Origin of the sequence: Rhodovulum iodosum (genome assembly GCF_041020385.1) — a bacterium.
In the GTDB taxonomy this organism is placed as follows: Bacteria; Pseudomonadota; Alphaproteobacteria; order Rhodobacterales; family Rhodobacteraceae; genus Rhodovulum; species Rhodovulum iodosum.
On record NZ_JBEHHI010000003.1, the window covers coordinates 85,587 to 104,772 of the forward strand.

The following is a 19,186-nucleotide window of genomic DNA, read 5'->3' on the forward strand; positions in this document are numbered from 1 at the left end:
GCCGCGGCGCCCCCTGCCCTAGCCGTCCAGCAGCCGCTTCTGCTCGTCGCGCATCGCCACGATGTCGAGGTCTTCGGTGATCTCGACATCGTCGAAGCTGACCACCTGGTCGCGGACGATGGGCTTTTTCAGCTTCACGTGATGGGCAAGCCCGATGGGCAGGGCGTTGCGCTGCATCGACTGCGTGGCCGGGATCGCCTTGGCCCAGACCTTGAAACCGCCCTCGCCGTCGAGATATTCGCCCGCCGCGAAATCGCCCTTGGAGGTCGCCACCGCGTCGGCCCGATAGCGGGTGGACGACCCTGTGGCCTCGCCGCGCAGCACCGCCGACAGCACCGACACGCTGGTTTCCAGCCCGATCAGGTGAAACGGCCGCCACATCGAGCCGTACCAGCCCGACTTGTCGGTCAAGAGCCCGTATTGCTGGAAACAGGCGCGGGTATAGTCGTCCGGCGCGCGGAAGGTGACGAACATGCCGTACTGGATGTTGTTCAGCACCACGCGCCCGTCGGGTTCGCGGCTGGCGGCGATATCCACCAGCCCGGCCTTCGGCAGCCGCCCGCCCTCGGACTCGGGCTTGAAGACCTCGGCCAGGTCCTGCAACCCCGAGGGGTAGAAGGCCAGCCCGTCATCGGGGCAATCGAGCCCGGTCGCATTGGCCACCGCCGCCATCTCGATCGCGGCCTTGGTGCCGTCGGTGAAGGAGTTGTACATTTTCGGGTTGAAATCGCCCGCGGCGACCTCTTCGTCGGTCCAGCCGAAAAAGCTCCAGACCGTGTCGGGCGTCGAATAACGGTAGGGCGGCGCGAAATTCATGCCCTTTCCGGCGGCCACCAGTTCGAAACCGCAGGAATGGACCCAGTCCACCAGTTCGCAGATCGCGCCGGGCTGGTCGCCATAGGCCATGGAATAGACCACGCCCTGTTGCCGGGCCCGCTCGGCCAGGTGCGCGCCGCACAGCACGTCGGCCTCGACATTGACCATCACCACATGCTTGCCCGCGTCGATGGCGGCCATGGCATGGCGCAGCCCCGCGATGGGGTGGCCCGTGGCCTCGATGATGCACTCGATCCCCTCCGCGGCGCAAAGCGCGCGGGCATCCTCGGTCAGGTGCGTGGTGCCCGCCTCCATCGCCGCTGCGAACGAGGGCGCGCCGAACCGCTCTTCCCCCCAGCCGACCCGTGAGAGCGCGCCGCGCGCCTTGGCCAGATCGAGATCGGCAATGCCGACCACGTGCAGCCCGGCGATGAATTTCGCCTGCGCCAGGATCATCGAGCCGAACTTGCCCGCCCCGATCAGCCCCACCCGCACCGGGCGCCCCTCGGCCGCCCGTATCGCCAGCATCGTCGACAGGTTCATGCCCGCCCCTCCTTTTCGCGTATTCGGCGCAGGATAGACACGCGCGGCGGGCCGCAACCATCGCTTTCTGGCACCAGGGTCTGAAGTTTTTCTAACGAACGCCTTAAGATTTCGAGATTGCTATACGGGGCCGTCCCGCGCGACTGATGCACCCTGTCATTCAACGCGCACCAGGGAGGATTCCGTGACAGCAGACCCCGCCAAGGCCGGATCGAACGTGAGCCTCGCGCGACGCGCCTGGGCGATCCGCCGCAACGCGCTGTTGATGGGTGAGGTGCAGGGCCAGGGCTATATCGGCCAGGCGCTCGGCGCGGCCGACCTGCTTGCCGTCACCCATTTCCACGCCATGCGCTACCGCCCCGGCGAGCCCGAGTGGGAGGGGCGCGACCGCTTTTACCTTTCCATCGGGCATTACGCGATCGCGCTTTACGCGGCGATGATCGAGGCCGGCATCCTGCCCGACGACGAGATCGCCACCTACGGCATGGACGACTCCCGCCTGCCGATGTCGGGCATGGCGTCCTACACGCCGGGGATGGAGATCACCGGCGGCTCGCTGGGCCATGGCCTCGGCATCGCCGTGGGGGCCGCGCTGGGGCTGAAGCGCAAGCAAAACCCCGCCTTCCTCTACAACCTGCTGTCCGATGGCGAGCTTGGCGAGGGCTCGACCTGGGAGGCGGTGATGTCCGCCGTGCAGTGGAAGCTCGACAACCTCATCGCGGTGGTCGATTTCAACAACCAGCAGGCCGACGGCCCGACCCGCGAGGCACTGGCCCGCACCCCCGAGGCGGCGAAATGGGCCGCCTTCGGCTGGTACGCGCAAGAGATCGACGGCAACGACCTGAACGCGCTGGTCGCCGCCTTCGACGCGGCGCGCGCCCATGCCGGCCCCGAGCCGCGCGTCATCATCTGCAACACCCGGATGTGCAAGGGCATCCCCTTCCTCGAAGCGCGCGAGAAAACCCATTTCATCCGGGTCGAACCCGATGAATGGACCAAGGCGCTGGCCATCCTCGACGCGGAGAAGCCCGAATGACCCACGAGCCCCCTTTCGGCGCCCATTCGAGGCGCAAGTCGAAATACACCCCGCGTGTTGCCCCCGGCGCTGGCGGCGCGCGCACCTCGGCGATGATCGCATCGCTGGACGCCGAGGGGCGCGAGACCGTCGCCGCCCCCTTCGGCCACGCCCTGCGCGAACTGGCGGCAGCGCGCGACGATATCGTCGGGCTGTCGGCGGACCTGTCGAAATACACCGACATGCATGTTTTCGCCAACGCCTACCCCGACCGCTTCTACCAGATGGGCATGGCCGAACAGGTGATGATCTCCGCCGCCGCTGGTCTGGCGCGCGAGGGGTTCACGCCCTTTGCCACCACCTACGCCGTCTTCGCCTCGCGCCGGGCCTACGACTTCATCGCCATGGCGATTGCCGAGGAAAACCTGCCCGTCAAGATCGTCTGCGCCCTGCCGGGGCTGACCACGGGCTACGGCCCCAGCCACCAGGCGACCGAGGATCTGGCGATCTTTCGCGGGATGCCCAACCTGACCGTCGTCGACCCCTGCGACGCGGTCGAGACGGCGCAGGCCACCCATGCCATCGCGGCGCATCCCGGGCCAGTCTACATGCGCCTTCTACGCGGGAAAGTACCTGATGTGCTAGGGCGTTACGGCTACAAGTTCAAGCTGGGCAAGGCGCAGACGATCCGCGACGGGCGCGACGTGCTGTTCGTCTCGTCGGGCTTCATGACGATGCGGGTTCTGGACGCGGCCGAGCGGCTGGCCGCCGACGACGTCGATTGCGCCGTGCTGCACGTGCCCACGATCAAGCCGCTGGACGTCGAGACCATCGCCGCCGAAGCCGCGAAATCGGGCCGGCTGGTCGTGACCGCCGAAAACCACACCGTCATCGGCGGGCTGGGCGAGGCCGTGGCCGGGGCGCTGATGCGCGCGGGCGTGCATGTGCCGTTCCGCCAGGTCGGCTTGCCCGACGAATTCCTGGACGCCGGCGCCCTGCCGACGCTGCACCACCAATACGGGCTGTCGGTCGACGCGATCTCGGCGTCGGTCAAGTCCTGGCTTTGAAGGAGCCCAAGATGAAATTGCTGGACGGCAAGACCGCGATCGTCACCGGCGCCGCGTCGCCGCGCGGGCTGGGCAAGGCCACCGCAAGGATGTTCGCCGAACACGGCGCGCGGGTGGCCATTCTCGACCTCGACGAGGGCCAGGCCAAGGCCGCCGCGGCCGATATCGGCGCGGGGCATCTGGGGCTGGCCTGCAACGTCACCGACAAATGGGCCTGCGTCGACGCGACCGCCGCGGTGCTCGACGCCTTCGGGCAGATCGACGTGCTGGTCAACAACGCGGGCATCACCCAGCCGCTGAAGCTGATGCAGATCGAGCCGGAAAACTACGACGCCGTGCTCGACGTCAACCTGCGCGGCACGCTCTACATGAGCCAGGCGGTGATCCCCCACATGCGCGAGCGTGCGACAGGCTCTATCGTCAACATCTCGTCGGTCTCGGCCCAGCGCGGCGGCGGCATCTTCGGCGGGCCGCATTACTCGGCGGCCAAGGCCGGCATCCTCGGGCTGACCAAGGCCATGGCGCGGGAACTGGCGCCCGACGGTGTGCGCTCGAACGCGGTCTGTCCGGGCTTCATCGCCACCGACATCACCGGCGGAAAACTGGCCGACGAGATGATGGCCATGATCCTCGACGGCATCCCGATGGCGCGCGCCGGCACGGCCGAGGACGTGGCCGGCTGCTGCCTGTTCCTGGCCTCGCCGCTGTCGGCCTATGTCACCGGCTCCGAGGTGGACGTGAACGGCGGGTCGCTGATCCACTGAGGGCGAGAGCGGACGCAGCGGCATCGTCCCCTCGGTCAGCGGGACGAGTGCCCCTTCACCCGGCACGGCCCTCGACGCCTGTCCTGCCCCCTGGCTTCTTCTGGCCGAAAATATCCCGGGGGTCCGGGGGCAGAGCCCCCGGCGGGTCGCCGCGCGACGCGCGGCGAGCCTTATGGCCGCGAAGATCCCGCGGGCGGTTGCCCCTTAGCCCGCCGCCACGGCCTCCTGCCGTTGCTCGCCCAGCCCCTCGATGCGCAATTCCATCACGTCGCCGGGCCTGAGGAACCGCTGCGGTTTCATCCCCATGCCGACGCCCGAGGGCGTGCCGGTGGCGATGATGTCGCCCGGCATGAGCTTGAGAAACCGGCTCATGTAACTGACGATCTCGCGCACCGAAAAGATCATGTCGTCGGTCGAGCTGTCCTGGACCCGCGTGCCGTTGAGGTCGAGCGACAGCGCCAGCGCCTGGGGGTCGGCCACATCGTCGGCGGTGACCAGCCACGGGCCGATGGGCCCGAAGCTGGGGGCCGATTTGCCCTTGATCCATTGGCCGCCCCGCTCGATCTGGAAGGCCCGTTCCGAGACATCGTTGATCACGCAATAGCCCGCGACATGGCTCAGCGCGTCGGCCTCGGAGACATAGAGCGTCTCGCGCCCGATCACGACGCCCAGTTCCACCTCCCAGTCGGCCTTTTCGGACTGGCGCGGAATGATGACCGGGTCGAACGGCCCCGACAGCGCCGAGCTGGCCTTGGAAAAGACGATCGGCTCTTTCGGCGGCTCGGCCCCGGTTTCGGCGGCGTGCTTGGCGTAGTTCAGGCCGATGCAGTAGAAATTCGGCACCGAGGCGAGGCAGGCGCCGATCCGGCCCGGGTCTGCGACCAGCGGCAACTCGGCGGGGTCGAGCGCGCGCAGCCGGTCCAGCGCCTCGGGCGTCAGCGCCGCCCCCGTCAGCACCGGCACATGCGCGCCGAGGTCGCGCACCTGCCCGTCACCATCCAGCATACCGGTCTTTTCGGCCCCGGCCGGGCCATATCGCAACAACTTCATGATGCGCCCTTTTCCTCTTGTTTCGGCATAGTTTTCCGCGCCGCCCTCAGGACGCCGCCTGTTCCGGCACCAGCCCGTCTTCCTCGAACCGGTGCCGTACATTGATCGCCAGATGCTCCAGATGGCTACCGATTTCCTGCGTCACCTGCGCGGCATCGCGCGCCAGCAACCCCTCGACGATGGCGCGGTGCTGCGCAAGCACGCGGTCGCGCGAGCGTTTGCGCACGGCCGACAGGTAGCGCGCGCGCCACAGCCGCGAAAGATAGGCGTTGTGGGTCTCGGCCATCGACGGGTTGTGCGAGGCCTGCGCGATGGCGATGTGAAAGCGCATGTCGATCTCGAACACGTCGACCGGTTCGACCGTGTCATAGACCGCCTCCATGTGCTGCTGGAGGCCCTGGATGCGGGTCAGCTCCTCGTCGGTCGCCCGCTCGCAGGCGAGCTGCGCCGATTTCAGTTCGAGACAGGCCAGCACCTCGATGTTGTCGGTAATGTCCTGAAGGCTGGGATTGGCCACGATCGGGCTGCGCGACGGGCGCAGGATCACCAGCCCCTCCTTGGCCAGGATCCGGATCGCCTCGCGCATCGGGGTGCGGCTGACGCCCATCTCGGCCGCGTTGTCGCGTTCCTTGATCGATTCGCCGGGTGCCAGTTTCCCGCGCAGGATATCGCGCCGGAGGGTCTGGGCTATCTGTTCCGGCAGGGTCTGGTCGGCCATTCGGGTCTCTCACGGCGGGTTACGATGTTCAAAAATTATCTTTAGGCGTGCCACCGTGCAATTTGCGGAATTTGGTATACCAAAACCCGTTGATTGTCGAGGTGGCTTTCGCTAGCGTCTTGGCAGGATGGTATACCATCTTGCGCAGGGAGGATGCGCAAACATTCGGGGGATAGGACCCCAAGGGAGGAGTAATATGAAGCTGAGATCGATTTTGAAGTCGGCTGCCATGGCCTCTGTCGCCGCGGTTCCGGCCATGGCGCAGGACGTGACGCTGCGCATCCAGACGCATTATGCCACCGAGCACCCGACCGGCCAGCGGCTGGCCCAGTGGATCGATGACGTTCAGACCATGTCGGGCGGCGAAATCGCCATCGAGATGTTCTATTCGTCCTCGGTCGTGGCCACCACCGAAACCTTCGATGCCGCCATCAACGGCATCGTCGATTGCGATGCCACCGGCGGCGCCTACCAGACCGGCAAGAACCCCGCCTTCCAGTTCGTTGGCGACATCATGGGCGGCTACGAGACGCCCTGGCAGCAGTATAGCTGGCTCTACCACGGCGGCGGCTACGACGCTGCGCAAGAGCTCTACAACGAGCAGAACATGCAGCTAATCGGCTGGTCGATCTACGGCCAGGAATCGCTGTCCTCGTCGAAGCCCATCGCCGGCATCGGAGACCTTGAAGGCTGGAAATTCCGTTCGCCCCCGGGCATGGAGACCGAGATTTTCGACGAACTCGGCGCCTCGCCCATCGTGATGGACTTCACCGAGATCTTCACCGCGCTGGAGACCGGCATCATCGACGGCGCCGACGCGAGCGGCCTGGCCAACAACGTGGGGCTCGGGCTTTACGACATCGTCAAGCACGCCACCTATCCCGGTTTCCACTCGATGCCGTCGGACCATCTGGCGTGCAACCTCGACGTCTGGAACGGGCTGAGCGAACAGCACCGCCGGATCATCGACACCGCCTGGCAAAAGCTGAGCTTCCAGATCGCGCTCTATAACGAGAAGGCCAACGCCGAAGCGGCGGCCGCGCTCAAGGAACAGGGTGTGACCCTCTACAACTGGTCGTCCGAGGACCGCGCCGAGTTCCGTCGCGCCGCCCAGGTGGCGTGGGAAGACTGGGGCACCCGCTCGCCCGAGGCCGCCGCGCTTCTGGAAAGCCACAAGACCTACCTTGAGCAACTGGGTCTGATCAACTGATCCCTCGGGCCTGATGGCGAGCCTGTAACGGCTTCTGGCGGGTCCCTACCGGGGCTCGCCATTTTTTCAACTGCGGCAAGGTAGGGGGAGGCTGACGATGCAAGATCGAAGCCTGTGGCTGGGCCCCATGAGGCAGCATGTAAAACTGGCGATGATCGCCTTTTGCGGCGTGACGGCGATCCTTTATGTCTGGCTGGTGGCCAACAAAATCATCGACGAGAACGCCATCGGCATGCACGAGATGATCCGCCCGACGGGCCGACCCATGGTCTGGGCCATGCTGATCTGCATCGCCGGCAGCCTGCTTTTCACTTCGCTCTACCTGTCCGACACCAAGGGCGACATCGAACCCGAGCCGGGCGGCTTTTTCGATGTCGTCTCGATGGTCTGCGGGCGGCTGGCGATGATCTCGGTCGCGCTGATCGTGCTGGTGATGTTTTACGAGGTGGTGTCGCGCTACGTCTTTTCGCGGCCCACGCTCTGGGCCAACGAGCTGTCGCTGTGGATCGCATCCTTCGTGTTCCTGCTGGCCGGGCAATACGCCATGCAGCAGCGCAGCCATATCCGCATCTACGTGATCTACGACATCATGCCCCGCTGGATGCAAAAGACGGCCGACGTGATCTCGGTTGGCCTGATTTGCGGCTTTTTCTTCGCGCTGGTCTGGGGCGGTTACAACGACGCGATGCGTCGAATGCTGAGGATGGAGACCTTCGGCACCGCATGGGATCCGCCGATCCCCGGCACGGTCAAGCCGGCGATCCTGTTCATCATCATGCTGGTGACGATCCAGGCGGTGTCGAACCTGATCGCCGACTGGAACAAGTTGCCCGAGCACCACAAGGGCATCGAGGATATCGACGAAACCGAAATCGAGAATATCCGCCGCGCGCTGGAGGAAAAATAAGCCATGGTCGATATCGGCACCCTGAGCCTCATCATCCTTCTGGCGATGTTTGCGCTCCTGGCGATCGGCATGCCGCTGGGCTTTGCCTCGGCCTTCCTTGCCTTCGTCACGCTGGCGCTGAAATTCGACGCCAGCATCCTGTTTCGCGATTTCGGTCAGGGGCCGATGTCGGTGCTGGGCCAGGCGGTCTACCGTCAGATGACGAATTACGTCCTGATATCGGTACCACTCTTCATATTCATGGCCGCGCTACTGGAGCGATCCGGAATCGCGCGCGACATGTACAGCTCGCTGAACGTTTGGTTGTCGCGCACGCGGGGCGGCATCGCCATCGTCACCTCGATCATGGCCGTCATCATGGCCGCCATGTCGGGCATCATCGGCGGCGAGGTCGTGCTTCTGGGCCTGATCGCACTGCCGCAGATGCTGCGGCTGGGCTATAACCAGAACCTTGCCATCGGCACGATCTGCGCCAGCGGCAGCCTCGGCACCATGATCCCGCCCTCGATCGTGCTGATCTTTTACGGGCTGGTGACCGAGACCTCGATCAAGGCGCTGTTCACCGCCGCCTTCCTGCCCGGGTTCATGCTGGCCTCGTTCTTCCTGATCTACATCATCGTGCGCACCCGGATGAACACCTCGCTCGCTCCCCTGCCCGAGGACGACCCGAACGACCCGCATGGCCGCGAAAAGGGGCTGATGTTCCTGGGCTTCCTGTCGCGCTTTACCATGTGGTTCACCGGCTTCCTGCTGCTCAGGGCGCTGTTCTTCACCGCGACCAGCACCAACACCGTGCGCGAGGGCGAAGACCCGATCGCACTCGGCATGGTCAGCGACATCCCCTGGATCATCGGCGCCTTCGCCATCGCCGCGCTGCTGGTCTACGTCGTGATCGGGCGCGAGCGCAGCGCGCGCGGCTGGGAGATGGGCAAGGGCCTGATTGCCCCGATTGTCGTGATCGGCGTGGTTCTGGGTTCGATCTACATGGGGATCACCGGCATCACCGAGGCGGCCGGGATGGGCGTGGTCGCGGTCTTCGTCATCGGCATGATCCGGCGCGAGATGACGTTCGACATCGTCTGGGACAGCCTGTTGCGGACCCTGCGCTCGACCGGCACGATCATCTGGGTGACGATCGGCGCCGCCTCGCTGGCCGCGGCCTACACGCTGGCGGGCGGGCCGACCTATGTCGCCAACCTGATCGTGGGGGCCGACCTGCCCACCATGGGGATCATCCTGGTGATGATGCTGATCTTCCTGATCATGGGCATGTTCATGGACTGGATCGGCATCGTGCTGCTGATCATGCCGGTGTTCCTGCCCATCGTGGTGCGCCTGCCCGCCGAGGAAATCGGCTGGCTCGGAACGGTCGATCCGCGCTTCATCCCGATCTGGTTCGGCGTGGTGTTCTGTATGAACATGCAGGTCAGCTTCCTGTCGCCGCCGTTCGGGCCCGCGGCCTTCTACCTCAAATCGGTGGCCCCGCCGCATATCACCCTGACGGCGATCTTCCGCGGCTTCCTGCCTTTCATCGTGCTGCAATTGATTGCGCTGTCGGTGCTGCTGACCTGGCCGCCGATCGTCACGCTGTTTCTCTAGAACGGCCTTGGCGCGGGGCGCGGCCCACGCCGCGGCCCGGGCCTGCTTTCGGGCGCGCCGCGCCCCCAATCCGCTCGAGGCCCCATGCCCCGCATCGACCGCCTGCACGCCGACCACTACCTGATCGCCCTGCCCCGCACGCTGGAGGACAGCATGCACGGCACGATGACCGGCTTCGAGATCGTCACCGCGCGCATCACCGATAGCGACGGCGCCGAGGGCGTCGGCTACACCTTCACCTGTGGCGTCAATGGCGGCGCCATCGCCGACATCCTGGGCCGCGAGATGGCCCCGCGCGTCGCCGGCCGCGACCCCGACCTGATCGAGGCGATCTGGAAAGATCTCTGGTGGGCCTTCCATTACGGCGGGCGCGGCGGGCCCACGGTGCTGGCGCAATCGGCGCTGGATATCGCGCTGTGGGATCTCAAGTCGAAACGGGCCGGCCTGGCGCTCTGGCGCCTGCTGGGCGGCTACGACCCCCGCGTGCCCGCCTACGCCGGCGGCATCGACCTCGACCTCACCCCCGAGGAACTGGTCGCCCAGACCCACGACAACATCGAAAGGGGGCACCGCGCGATCAAGATCAAGGTCGGCCGCGACAGGCTGTCCGAAGACGTGGCCCGCATGGCCGCGATGCGCGCGGAATTCGGCCCCGACCTGCCGCTGATGGCCGACGCCAACATGAAATACAGCGTCGACGGCGCCATCCGCGCCGCCCGCGCTTTCCGCGCGTTCGACCTTACATGGTTCGAGGAACCGATCCCGCCCGAAGATCCCGCCGGCCACCGCCGCATCCTCACCGAGGGCGGCATCCCCATCGCCTCGGGCGAGAACCTGCGCTCGCTTTGGGAGTTCCGCACCGCCATCGAGGGCGGCGTCAGCTTCCCCGAACCCGACGTCACCAATTGCGGCGGCGTCACCCCGTTCATGAAGATCGCCCGGCTGGCCGAGGCATACCACCTGCCGGTCACCAGCCACGGCGCCCACGACATCACCGTCCAGCTCCTGGCCGCCTGCCCCAACCGCTCCTACCTCGAGGCGCACGGCTTCGGGCTGGACTCCTATATCGACGAACCGCTTGCCATCGAAAACGGCCACGCCATCGCGCCCGATCGCCCCGGCCATGGCGTCGCGTTCGACTGGGACAAACTTGAAAGCTGCCGGCCATGACCCTGTTTCTCAGCCCCGACCAGATCGAAGAGTTCTCCACAACCGGCGTGCTCGTGGTCGACGACGTTCTGCCCGCGGCCACGCTCGCCGCGGTTCGCGCCGAATACGCCGGCCTGCTCGACCGGCTTTACGCGGGCTGGCAGGCCGAAGGCCGCGTGCCGCCCGCAGCGGCCGGGGCGGATTTCTTCGAAAAGCTGCTCACCGCCTATGCCGCGGGCGTCGACTGGTTCCAGCCGATGGACATCTCGCTACCGGGCGGCGAGATCGCGGCCGACACCCCGTTTCATTTCGGCCCGGCGGTGTTCGACATGCTCACCGCGCCCCGGCTGCTCGACCTGGTCGAAGACCTGATCGGCCCCGAGATCACCGCGAACCCGATCCAGCATGTCCGCCTCAAGCCGCCCTCCCGCACCCTCAGGGCCACCGAGACCACCGCCCATATCATGGCCACCGACTGGCACCAGGACCGCGCCGTCGCCCATGAAGCCGGCGACCGGACCACGATGGTCACCGTCTGGCTGGCGATCACAGATGCCAGCGAGGACAACGGCTGCCTCCAGGTCATCCCGGGCAAGCCGCGCATGTACCCCCATTGCCCCCGCCGCCAGACCTCCATCGCCGAGGGCTGCATCGACCCCGCCCTCGCCCGGCCCCTGCCGGTCAAGGCGGGCGGCGCGGTGATCTTCCACCCGCTCACGCCGCATGCCTCGCTCGACAATGTCTCCGACCGCTTCCGCTGCTCCTTCGACATCCGCTACAACGTCACCGGCCAGCCCACCGGCCGCGCCCATTTCCCCGATTTCGTCGCCCGCTCGCGCGCCGCCCCCGGCGCCGAGTTCCGCGACTGGCAGGCCTGGCGCGACATGTGGCGCGCCGCGCGCGCGCGCCTCTCCGGCCAGCCCCATATCCCGATCCATCGCTGGACGGGCGACAGCCCCGCCTGTGCCTGACCCACACCGCCGCCCCCGACAAACGCCCCCCGCTTCTTCTGGCCGAAAATATCCCGGGGGAGCGCGCAGCGCGGGGGCAGAGCCCCCGAAAGGACCCGACCTCGCCATGCAGACCGTCCGCCTCTCCGACGCCGACAACGTCGTCACCGCGCTTGCGCCGCTTGCCCTGGGCGAGGACGGCGCCGCCCAGCCGATCCCCCGCGGCCACAAGATGGCCAGCGCGCCGATCGCCAAGGGCGCGCCGGTGGTGAAATACGCCCAGCGCATCGGCTACGCCGCCGAGGACATCGCGCCCGGCGCCCATGTCCACACCCACAATCTCGACTTTCGCAACGTCGATACCGCGTACGAATTCGGCACCAACCTGCGGCCCGCCGCCCCGGCGGCCGAGGCCGACACCTTCATGGGGTACCGCCGCCCCTCGGGCCGGGTCGGCACGCGCAACTACATCGCGGTGCTGACCTCGGTGAACTGCTCGGCCACCGCCGCGCGGATGATCGCGTCGCATTTCACCGACGACGTGCTCGCCCCCTACCCCGATGTCGACGGCGTTGTGGCCTTCGTCCATGGCACCGGCTGCGCCATGGGCGGCGACGGCACCGGGTTCGAGGCGCTGCAGCGCGTGCTCTGGGGCTACGCGCGCAACCCCAATGTGGGCGGGGTGCTGATGGCGGGGCTGGGCTGCGAGATGATGCAGATCGACTGGCTGATCGAGGCCCACGGGCTGACACCGGGGCCGCTGTTCCAGACCATGAACATCCAGGACGTGGGCGGGCTGCGAAAAACCGTCGAACTGGGCATCGCCAAGATCGAGGCGATGCTGCCCAGGGTGAACGCTGCGCAGCGCGAGCCCTGCCCGGCCTCCGCGCTGACCGTGGCGCTGCAATGCGGTGGCTCGGACGCCTGGTCGGGGATCACCGCGAACCCGGCCCTGGGCCATGCCTGCGACCTGCTGGTCGCCCAGGGCGGCACCGGCGTGCTGGCCGAGACGCCCGAGATCTACGGCGCCGAGCACCTGCTGACCGCCCGCGCCGCCAGCCGCGACATCGGCGACAAGCTGATCGGCCTGATCCGCTGGTGGGAGGACTACACAGAGCGCAACCGCGGCAGCATGGACAACAACCCCTCGCCGGGAAACAAGCAGGGGGGGCTGACCACGATACTGGAGAAATCGCTGGGCGCGGCGGCCAAGGGCGGCACCACGCCGTTGATGGGCGTCTACAAATACGCCGAACCCATCGACACGACCGGCTTCGTCTTCATGGACAGCCCTGGCTACGACCCGGCCTCGGTCACCGGGCAGATCGCATCCGGGTGCACCCTCGTGGCCTTCACCACCGGGCGCGGCTCGGCCTTCGGGGCCAAGCCTTCGCCCTCGATGAAGATCGCCACCAATACCGAGATGTACGAGCGGCTGACCGACGACATGGATATCGACGCCGGCCGCATCCTGACCGGCCGCGCCACGATCGAGGAGGTCGGGCGCGAGATCTATCGGATGTGGCTGCGGATGGCCTCGGGCGACAGGTCGAAATCCGAGGCGCAGGGTCTGGGCGACTACGAATTCGTCCCGTGGCAGATCGGGGCGGTGATGTGAGCGTGCCGTTACCTCTCTGCGTGATCGGCGGCGGGGCGATCGGGCTGCGCCATGCCGAGGTGGCGGCAGCATCGCCCCATATCGCGCTGAGCGCGGTCGTCGAGCCCGACGCGCCCCGCCGCGCGGCGCTGGCCGGCATGGGTCTGCCCGCCGTGGCGACGCTGGACGAGGTGCCCGGCACCACCCGCGCGGCGGTCGTGGCCACGCCCACGCCGGCGCATTTCCCGTCGGCGACCGAGGCGCTGGGCCGCGGATGGCCGGTGCTGGTGGAAAAGCCGCTCGCCGCGACATGTGCCGACGCAGGCGCGCTGATCGCCGCCGCGGCGGCGGCCGGCCTGCCGCTCTTCACCGGGCATCACCGCCGCTGCCACCCGTTTTCGCGCGCCGCGCGCGCGGCGGTGGCCGCAATCGGCGCGCCGGTCGGGGTGCAGGGCCTGTGGTCGCTGCGCAAGCCCGACAGCTATTTCGACATCGCCTGGCACCGCGCACCGGGCGCAGGGCCGCTGCTGACCAATCTCAGCCACGAGATCGACCTGTTGCATTTTTTCTTCGGCCGGGTGGCCGAGGCCACGGCGCTGGTGTCGTCGGCCCGCCGCGGCCTTGCCGTCGAGGACACCGCGGCGGTGGCGCTGCGGTTTGAAAACGGCGCGCTCGGGTCGTTCCTGATGTCGGACGCCGGCGCCTCGCCCTGGGCGTTCGAGGCCGGCTGCGGCGAAAACCCCGGCATCGCCTTGTCGGGCGAGGATTACCTGCGCATCGTGGGCAGCGAGGGCGCGCTGGCGTTTCCCTCGCTCACCCGCTGGGGCCGCTCCGGGCCGGGCGAAATCGAGTGGAGCAAACCGCTCGACCGCCACGCCGGGCCGGAATTCGAGCGGCTCGACCCGCTGCTGGCCCAGATCGAACGTTTCGCGGGCGTCGTGGCCGGCGGAAAGGATGACGTTTTGTGCACCGGCCCCGACGGGCTGGCGGCCCTGCAAACGACGCTGGCCGTGGCGCTGTCGGCCAAAACCGGCGCGCCGGTCGGCACGGGCGAGGTGCCAGACGATTTTCGCGGAACATGACAGGAGGATGACATGAGCAAACCCAGCATCGGTTTCATCGGTCTCGGGCTTATGGGCCGGGCGATGGTCGAATGTCTGCAAAACGCGGGCTACACCTTGAGCGTCCTGGGCCACCGCGACCGCAGCGGCATTGAAGAGGCCGTGGCGCGCGGCGGCACCGAGGCCGCCAGCGCCAAGGCGATGGCCGAGGCGAGCGACATCGTGATGATCTGCGTCGGCACCTCGGATCAGGTCGAGGGCCGCATCTACGGCCCCGACGGCGTGCTGGAAGGCACGCGCGAGGGGCAGGTCATCATTGATTTCGGCACCTCCCTGCCCGCCTCGACTCTGAAGATCGGGGCCGATCTGGCGGAAAAGGGCGCGACCTATCTCGACGCGCCGCTGGGCCGGACGCCGGCCCATGCCAGGGACGGGCTGCTCAACATCATGTGCGCGGGCGACGAGGCCGCCTTCGACCGGGTCAAGCCGGTGCTCGATACCCTCGGCGAGAACGTCTTTCACCTTGGGAAACTGGGCAACGGGCACACGATCAAGCTGATCAACAATTTCTACGCCATGACCACCGCGATGGCGATGTCCGAAGCGTTTGCCATGGCCGACGCGGCGGGCATCGAGCGCGGCGCGCTATACGGCGTGCTGGCGGCGGGGCCGAACCATTCGGGGATGATGGATTTCATCCGCAACTACGCGATGGACGGACAGGTCGACCTGGCCTTCTCGGTCACCAACGCGGCCAAGGATGTGGGCTATTACAAGCAGATGGCCGACGATCTGAAGCGCCACAGCCGGATTTCGGGGGCGCCACTGGCCACGCTGATCGAGGCGCGCGACGGCGGCAGCGGCGATCTGATGGTGCCGCAGATGGTCGACTGGATGGCCAGGAACCTGGGAAAGGAACGCCCATGAGACTGGCCGGCAAACGCGCCTTCGTCACCGCCGCGGGCCAGGGCATCGGGCGGGCGATCGCCGAGGCCCTGGTGCGCGAAGGGGCCGCCGTCACCGCGACGGACCTCAAGGCCGAACTGCTGGCCGGGCTCGACGCCGAAACCTTCGCCCTCGACGTCACCGACAAGGCGGCGGTGACCGCGGCGGTTCAGGCCGCGGGGCCGGACGTGCTGGTCAACTGCGCGGGCTATGTGCATTCGGGCACCATACTGGACGCCACCGACGACGAGTTCGACTTTGCCTTCGACCTCAACGTTAAGGCACAGTTTCACACCATGCAGGCCGCCCTGCCCGGAATGCTGGAGCGCGGCGGCGGGTCGATCGTCAACATCGCCTCGGTGGCGGGCTCGATCGTCGCCGCGCCCAACCGCTGCATCTACGGCGCGTCCAAGGCCGCGGTGATCGGGCTGACGAAATCGGTGGCGCTGGACTACGTGACCAAGGGGATAAGGGTCAACGCGATCTGCCCGGGCACGGTCGACAGCCCCTCGCTGCACGACAGGCTGCGCGCGATGGGCGATTACGAGGCCGCCCTCAAGGCCTTTGTCGCCCGCCAGCCCATGGGCCGGATCGGCACGGCACAGGAGGTCGCGCACCTGGCCGTCTACCTGGCCTCGGACGAAGCCGGCTTTACCACTGGTCAGGCCCATGTGATCGACGGCGGGTGGGCGGCAGGCTGAGCCATGGCAATCGCGCGACCGAGAGAGGAAAAGACCACAGGCGGCGTCCTGTTGATGGCGCTCGCCGTGACCTTTTTCACCTGCATCGACAGCTCGGCCAAGTGGCTGATCCTGGCCGGGCTGCCGACGCTGCAGGTCGTGTTCATGCGCTATCTGGTGCACTGGCTGCTGGCCTTGTCGCTCTACCTGCCGCAGGACGGCGCCGGCGCGCTGGTCTCCAACAGCCCGAAGTTGCAGTTTTTCCGCTCGCTCTTCTTGCTGGGCAGCACGGTTCTGAACTTCTCGGCGCTGAGATACCTGCCAATCACCGTGACCACGACGATCATGTTCGCCGGGCCCATCGCGGTGACGCTGCTGGCGATTCCGATCCTCAGGGAACGGGTGGGCATCCGCCGCATCGCCGCCGTCTGCGTCGGCTTTCTGGGTGTGCTGGTGGTGATGCAGCCCTGGGGCGCGTCGTTCCACCCGGCGATGCTGCTCAGCCTCGGCGCGATGGTCTCGGCCTCGATGTATTTCGTGATGACGCGGATGCTGGCGGGGGTCGAGGCCAATTCGACCCAGCAGATCTGGTCGAGCGGGGTGGCGGCGCTGGCACTTCTGCCCTTTGTCCTGGGCGGCTGGCTGTGGCCGCAGACCCCGATGCAATGGGTGATCTTCTTCGCCGTGGGCGCTTTCGGCGCGGCCGGGCATATCTCGGCCACCATCGCGCATCGCTGGGCCGACGCATCCTTGCTGGCGCCGATGGTTTATGTCCAGGTCTTCACCGCGGCCGTGGCCGGCATCCTGGTGTTCGACACCTGGCCCACGGTCTGGACGCTGGGCGGGGGCGCGATCATCATCGCCTCGGGCCTTTATATCTGGCAGCGGGAGCGCCAGAAAAAGGCTCAGTCCTCGTAATGGCCGGCCTTGGCAAAGCCCCCGCCCTGGTAGACCACCGCCGGGTCGTTCGGATCCTCCGGTTCGAAATCGGCGAACTTCGCCGCGAACTGGGCCGAGCTGTCCCGAGGCCGCCAGCCCAGGTAGGCCGTCTTGGAATTGTCCCACCAGCATTCGGGGTTGTCGGACACGCCGTAGACCACGGGGCAGCCCAGCCGCGGCGCGAAAAGCATCGTCTCGATCAGCCGCAACATGTCCTCGCGGCTCATCCAGGTGGCCATCATGCGGCGGTCCTTGGGTTCGGGAAAGCACGAGCCGATGCGCAGGATCAGGCTCTCGATCTCGAACTTGTGCCAGTAATAGGTCGCCAGCGCCTCGCCATAGGCCTTGGAGACGCCGTAAATGCTGTCGGGCCGAACCTCGCTGTCGGCGTCGAGCAGGGTCTCGCGCCGGTGAAACCCGATGACGTGGTTGGTGCTGGCAAAGAGGATGCGCCGGACGCCCGCCTTTCGCGCCGCTTCGTAAAGGGTGTAGGTGCCCTTGACGTTGACCTCGTGGATCAGGTCGGCCCGGTTCTCGGTCGAGATGCCGCCGAAATGCAGGATCGCGTCGCACCCCTCGACGACGCGGGCCACGTCCGCGGCGTCGGTCAGGTCGGCCATCGCCCAATCCTCGTCCGGGGCCGGGCCGCCGTCGGGGTCGGCCATGTCGCTCAGCCGCATCTTTACCCCGAGCTTGGGCAAGATCGGCCTCAGCAGCGTGCCGATCCCCCCGGCCGCGCCCGTCATCAAAACCTGCTGCATCTCTGGCCCTCCCCTGCCGTATTGCAGCCAGCCTAGCAGCCTGATCCACAAGCGAAAGGCCCGCCATGAAAATCTCCCAGGTCAAGACCCACCTTCTGTGCCACCGGCTGGACGTGCCGTTCCAGAGCGCGTTTTCCACCTTCACCGAACGCTGGGCCTGCCTGGTCGAGATCGTCTGCGACGACGGCACCGCGGGCTGGGGCGAATGCCTGGGGCCGGCGCAGGCCAACGCGGGCGTCGTCGCGGCGATGGCGCCGCTTATCGTCGGCCGCGACCCGCTGGAGAGCGAGCCGATCTGGACCACCCTTTACAACCAGTTCCGCGACCAGGGACAGCGCGGCCTCGCCGTGACGGCCCAATCGGGCATCGACATCGCATTATGGGACATTGCGGGCCGGCATTTCGGCGTGCCGGTGCATGTGCTGGCCGGCGGCGCCTACCGCAGCTCGGTGCCGGCCTATGCCACCGGCGGGTTCCGCATGGTGGGGCACGACCGGATCGCGACGCTGGAGGCCGAGCTGGCCGGCTATGCCGAGGCGGGCTTTACCGCGGCCAAGATCAAGATCGGCTATGGCCACGAGATCGACGTCGCCGCGATCCGTGCCGCGCGGGCGGTGCTGGGCGAGGGCCGGCACCTGATGATCGACGCCAACCACGGCTACGACGCCATCGAGGCGATAAGGCTGGGCCGGGCCGTGGCCGACCAGAATATCGACTGGTTCGAGGAACCCGTGGTACCCGAACAACTGACCTCGTACCAGGAGGTGCGGCGGGGCCAGCCGATCCCGGTGGCCGGCGGCGAGACATGGCACGCGCGCTATGCCCATGCCCAGGCAATTGCGGCCCGGGCGGTGGATATCCTGCAGCCGGACGTCTGCGGCTGCGGCGGCATCACCGAGATGCGCAAGATCGCAACGCTGGCCGAAACCGAGGGGGTGCGGCTGGTGCCCCATGTCTGGGGCACCGGCGTGGCCGTGGCCGCGGCGTTGCAAATGCTGGCGATCCTGCCGCCGGTGCCCCAGCGCCACGCGCCCTCGGACCCGTGGCTGGAGTTCGACCGCACGGTGAACCCGTTCCGCATGGCCGTTCTGACAGCGCCGATCGTCTGCGAAGAGGGCCGGGTTGCCGTGCCCACGGGCCCCGGGCTGGGGGTCGAGGTCGACCGGGCGGCGCTGGCGGAATGGGCGGTGTAACCGGTCCTCGAAACGCTCGGTCCGGGCTGGGCGCACCGTCCCCGTTCACCCGCCACACGCGCACCGGAAGCCGGGCGGTCTGACGCCTTGGTTTGAACCGCACTACGCTTTCGGATTTCGGTCGGGGTTTCCTTCTCGTTTCCCGTCCGTTTCCCGCGGGTGACTGTAGGCGCCGCGCCGCACTCCGGTAAATTCGCGCATGGCCTGCCAGCGCCTGATAGG

The 19,186-nt window shown here is 67.4% G+C and carries 18 protein-coding genes; 14 read left to right on the plus strand and 4 right to left on the minus strand.

Going from position 1 to position 19,186, the window contains the following annotated elements:
- Positions 1-18: 18 nt before the first annotated feature.
- Positions 19-1,359 (minus strand): NAD(P)H-dependent oxidoreductase, encoded by a 1,341-nt coding sequence (locus Ga0609869_RS14485; RefSeq protein WP_125403883.1) that lies wholly within the window; start codon positions 1,357-1,359, stop codon positions 19-21.
- 184 nt (positions 1,360-1,543) lie between these two features.
- On the opposite strand from Ga0609869_RS14485, the gene Ga0609869_RS14490 reads away from it, so the two are divergent.
- From Ga0609869_RS14490 to Ga0609869_RS14500, 3 genes are read left to right on the plus strand one after another with little or no spacing between them, the layout of a single operon-like run.
- Positions 1,544-2,395 carry a transketolase gene (locus Ga0609869_RS14490; protein ID WP_211336785.1) on the plus strand — a complete coding sequence of 284 codons (852 nt, stop codon included), beginning with the start codon at positions 1,544-1,546 and terminating at the stop codon, positions 2,393-2,395.
- Positions 2,392-3,441 (plus strand): transketolase family protein, encoded by a 1,050-nt coding sequence (locus Ga0609869_RS14495; protein ID WP_125403884.1) that lies wholly within the window; start codon positions 2,392-2,394, stop codon positions 3,439-3,441. Before Ga0609869_RS14490 ends, Ga0609869_RS14495 begins: the two co-directional genes overlap by 4 nt.
- 11 nt (positions 3,442-3,452) lie before the next feature.
- Entirely contained in the window at positions 3,453-4,205 is a 753-nt protein-coding gene (locus Ga0609869_RS14500; RefSeq protein WP_125403885.1) for an SDR family NAD(P)-dependent oxidoreductase, read from the plus strand.
- 204 nt (positions 4,206-4,409) lie between these two features.
- Here the strand turns inward: Ga0609869_RS14500 and Ga0609869_RS14505 are convergent, their stop codons facing one another.
- Both Ga0609869_RS14505 and Ga0609869_RS14510 read right to left on the minus strand, forming a co-directional pair.
- Positions 4,410-5,255, minus strand: a complete 846-nt coding sequence (locus Ga0609869_RS14505; protein ID WP_125403886.1) for a fumarylacetoacetate hydrolase family protein — start codon at positions 5,253-5,255, stop codon at positions 4,410-4,412.
- 46 nt (positions 5,256-5,301) lie between these two features.
- Positions 5,302-5,973 (minus strand): GntR family transcriptional regulator, encoded by a 672-nt coding sequence (locus Ga0609869_RS14510; protein WP_125403887.1) that lies wholly within the window; start codon positions 5,971-5,973, stop codon positions 5,302-5,304.
- A gap of 196 nt (positions 5,974-6,169) precedes the next feature.
- Between Ga0609869_RS14510 and Ga0609869_RS14515 the strand changes: the two genes are divergently transcribed.
- From Ga0609869_RS14515 to Ga0609869_RS14560, 10 genes are all read left to right on the plus strand, one after another.
- Positions 6,170-7,183, plus strand: a complete 1,014-nt coding sequence (locus Ga0609869_RS14515) for a TRAP transporter substrate-binding protein (protein WP_125403888.1) — start codon at positions 6,170-6,172, stop codon at positions 7,181-7,183.
- Between the two features lie 97 nt (positions 7,184-7,280).
- Positions 7,281-8,090 (plus strand): TRAP transporter small permease subunit, encoded by an 810-nt coding sequence (locus Ga0609869_RS14520; protein WP_125403889.1) that lies wholly within the window; start codon positions 7,281-7,283, stop codon positions 8,088-8,090.
- Between the two features lie 3 nt (positions 8,091-8,093).
- Positions 8,094-9,689, plus strand: a complete 1,596-nt coding sequence (locus Ga0609869_RS14525) for a TRAP transporter large permease (RefSeq protein WP_125403890.1) — start codon at positions 8,094-8,096, stop codon at positions 9,687-9,689.
- 84 nt (positions 9,690-9,773) lie between these two features.
- On the plus strand, positions 9,774-10,859 hold the full coding sequence (locus Ga0609869_RS14530; protein ID WP_125403891.1) for a mandelate racemase/muconate lactonizing enzyme family protein: 1,086 nt from the start codon (positions 9,774-9,776) through the stop codon (positions 10,857-10,859).
- Positions 10,856-11,809 (plus strand): phytanoyl-CoA dioxygenase family protein, encoded by a 954-nt coding sequence (locus Ga0609869_RS14535; protein ID WP_125403892.1) that lies wholly within the window; start codon positions 10,856-10,858, stop codon positions 11,807-11,809. Before Ga0609869_RS14530 ends, Ga0609869_RS14535 begins: the two co-directional genes overlap by 4 nt.
- A 106-nt stretch (positions 11,810-11,915) precedes the next feature.
- Positions 11,916-13,406, plus strand: a complete 1,491-nt coding sequence (locus Ga0609869_RS14540) for a UxaA family hydrolase (protein ID WP_125403893.1) — start codon at positions 11,916-11,918, stop codon at positions 13,404-13,406.
- Positions 13,407-13,408: 2 nt separating this feature from the next.
- Positions 13,409-14,467, plus strand: coding sequence for a Gfo/Idh/MocA family protein (locus Ga0609869_RS14545; RefSeq protein WP_245972152.1), 1,059 nt, complete (start codon positions 13,409-13,411; stop codon positions 14,465-14,467).
- A 12-nt stretch (positions 14,468-14,479) separates the two neighbouring features.
- Positions 14,480-15,373 (plus strand): NAD(P)-dependent oxidoreductase, encoded by an 894-nt coding sequence (locus tag Ga0609869_RS14550; RefSeq protein WP_125403894.1) that lies wholly within the window; start codon positions 14,480-14,482, stop codon positions 15,371-15,373.
- A complete protein-coding gene (locus Ga0609869_RS14555) occupies positions 15,370-16,092 on the plus strand; it encodes an SDR family oxidoreductase (RefSeq protein WP_125403895.1) in 723 nt (240 codons plus the stop codon). Before Ga0609869_RS14550 ends, Ga0609869_RS14555 begins: the two co-directional genes overlap by 4 nt.
- Positions 16,093-16,095: 3 nt before the next feature.
- Positions 16,096-16,989, plus strand: coding sequence for a DMT family transporter (locus tag Ga0609869_RS14560; RefSeq protein WP_125403896.1), 894 nt, complete (start codon positions 16,096-16,098; stop codon positions 16,987-16,989).
- Here Ga0609869_RS14560 and Ga0609869_RS14565 read toward each other — a convergent pair.
- Complete coding sequence (locus tag Ga0609869_RS14565) at positions 16,977-17,771, minus strand: NAD-dependent epimerase/dehydratase family protein (RefSeq protein ID WP_125403897.1); 795 nt, start codon at positions 17,769-17,771, stop codon at positions 16,977-16,979. The genes Ga0609869_RS14560 and Ga0609869_RS14565 overlap by 13 nt on opposite strands.
- 65 nt (positions 17,772-17,836) lie before the next feature.
- Here Ga0609869_RS14565 and Ga0609869_RS14570 point away from each other — a divergent pair, with 65 nt between their 5' ends.
- Positions 17,837-18,964, plus strand: a complete 1,128-nt coding sequence (locus tag Ga0609869_RS14570) for a mandelate racemase/muconate lactonizing enzyme family protein (RefSeq protein WP_125403898.1) — start codon at positions 17,837-17,839, stop codon at positions 18,962-18,964.
- Positions 18,965-19,186: the final 222 nt, after the last annotated feature.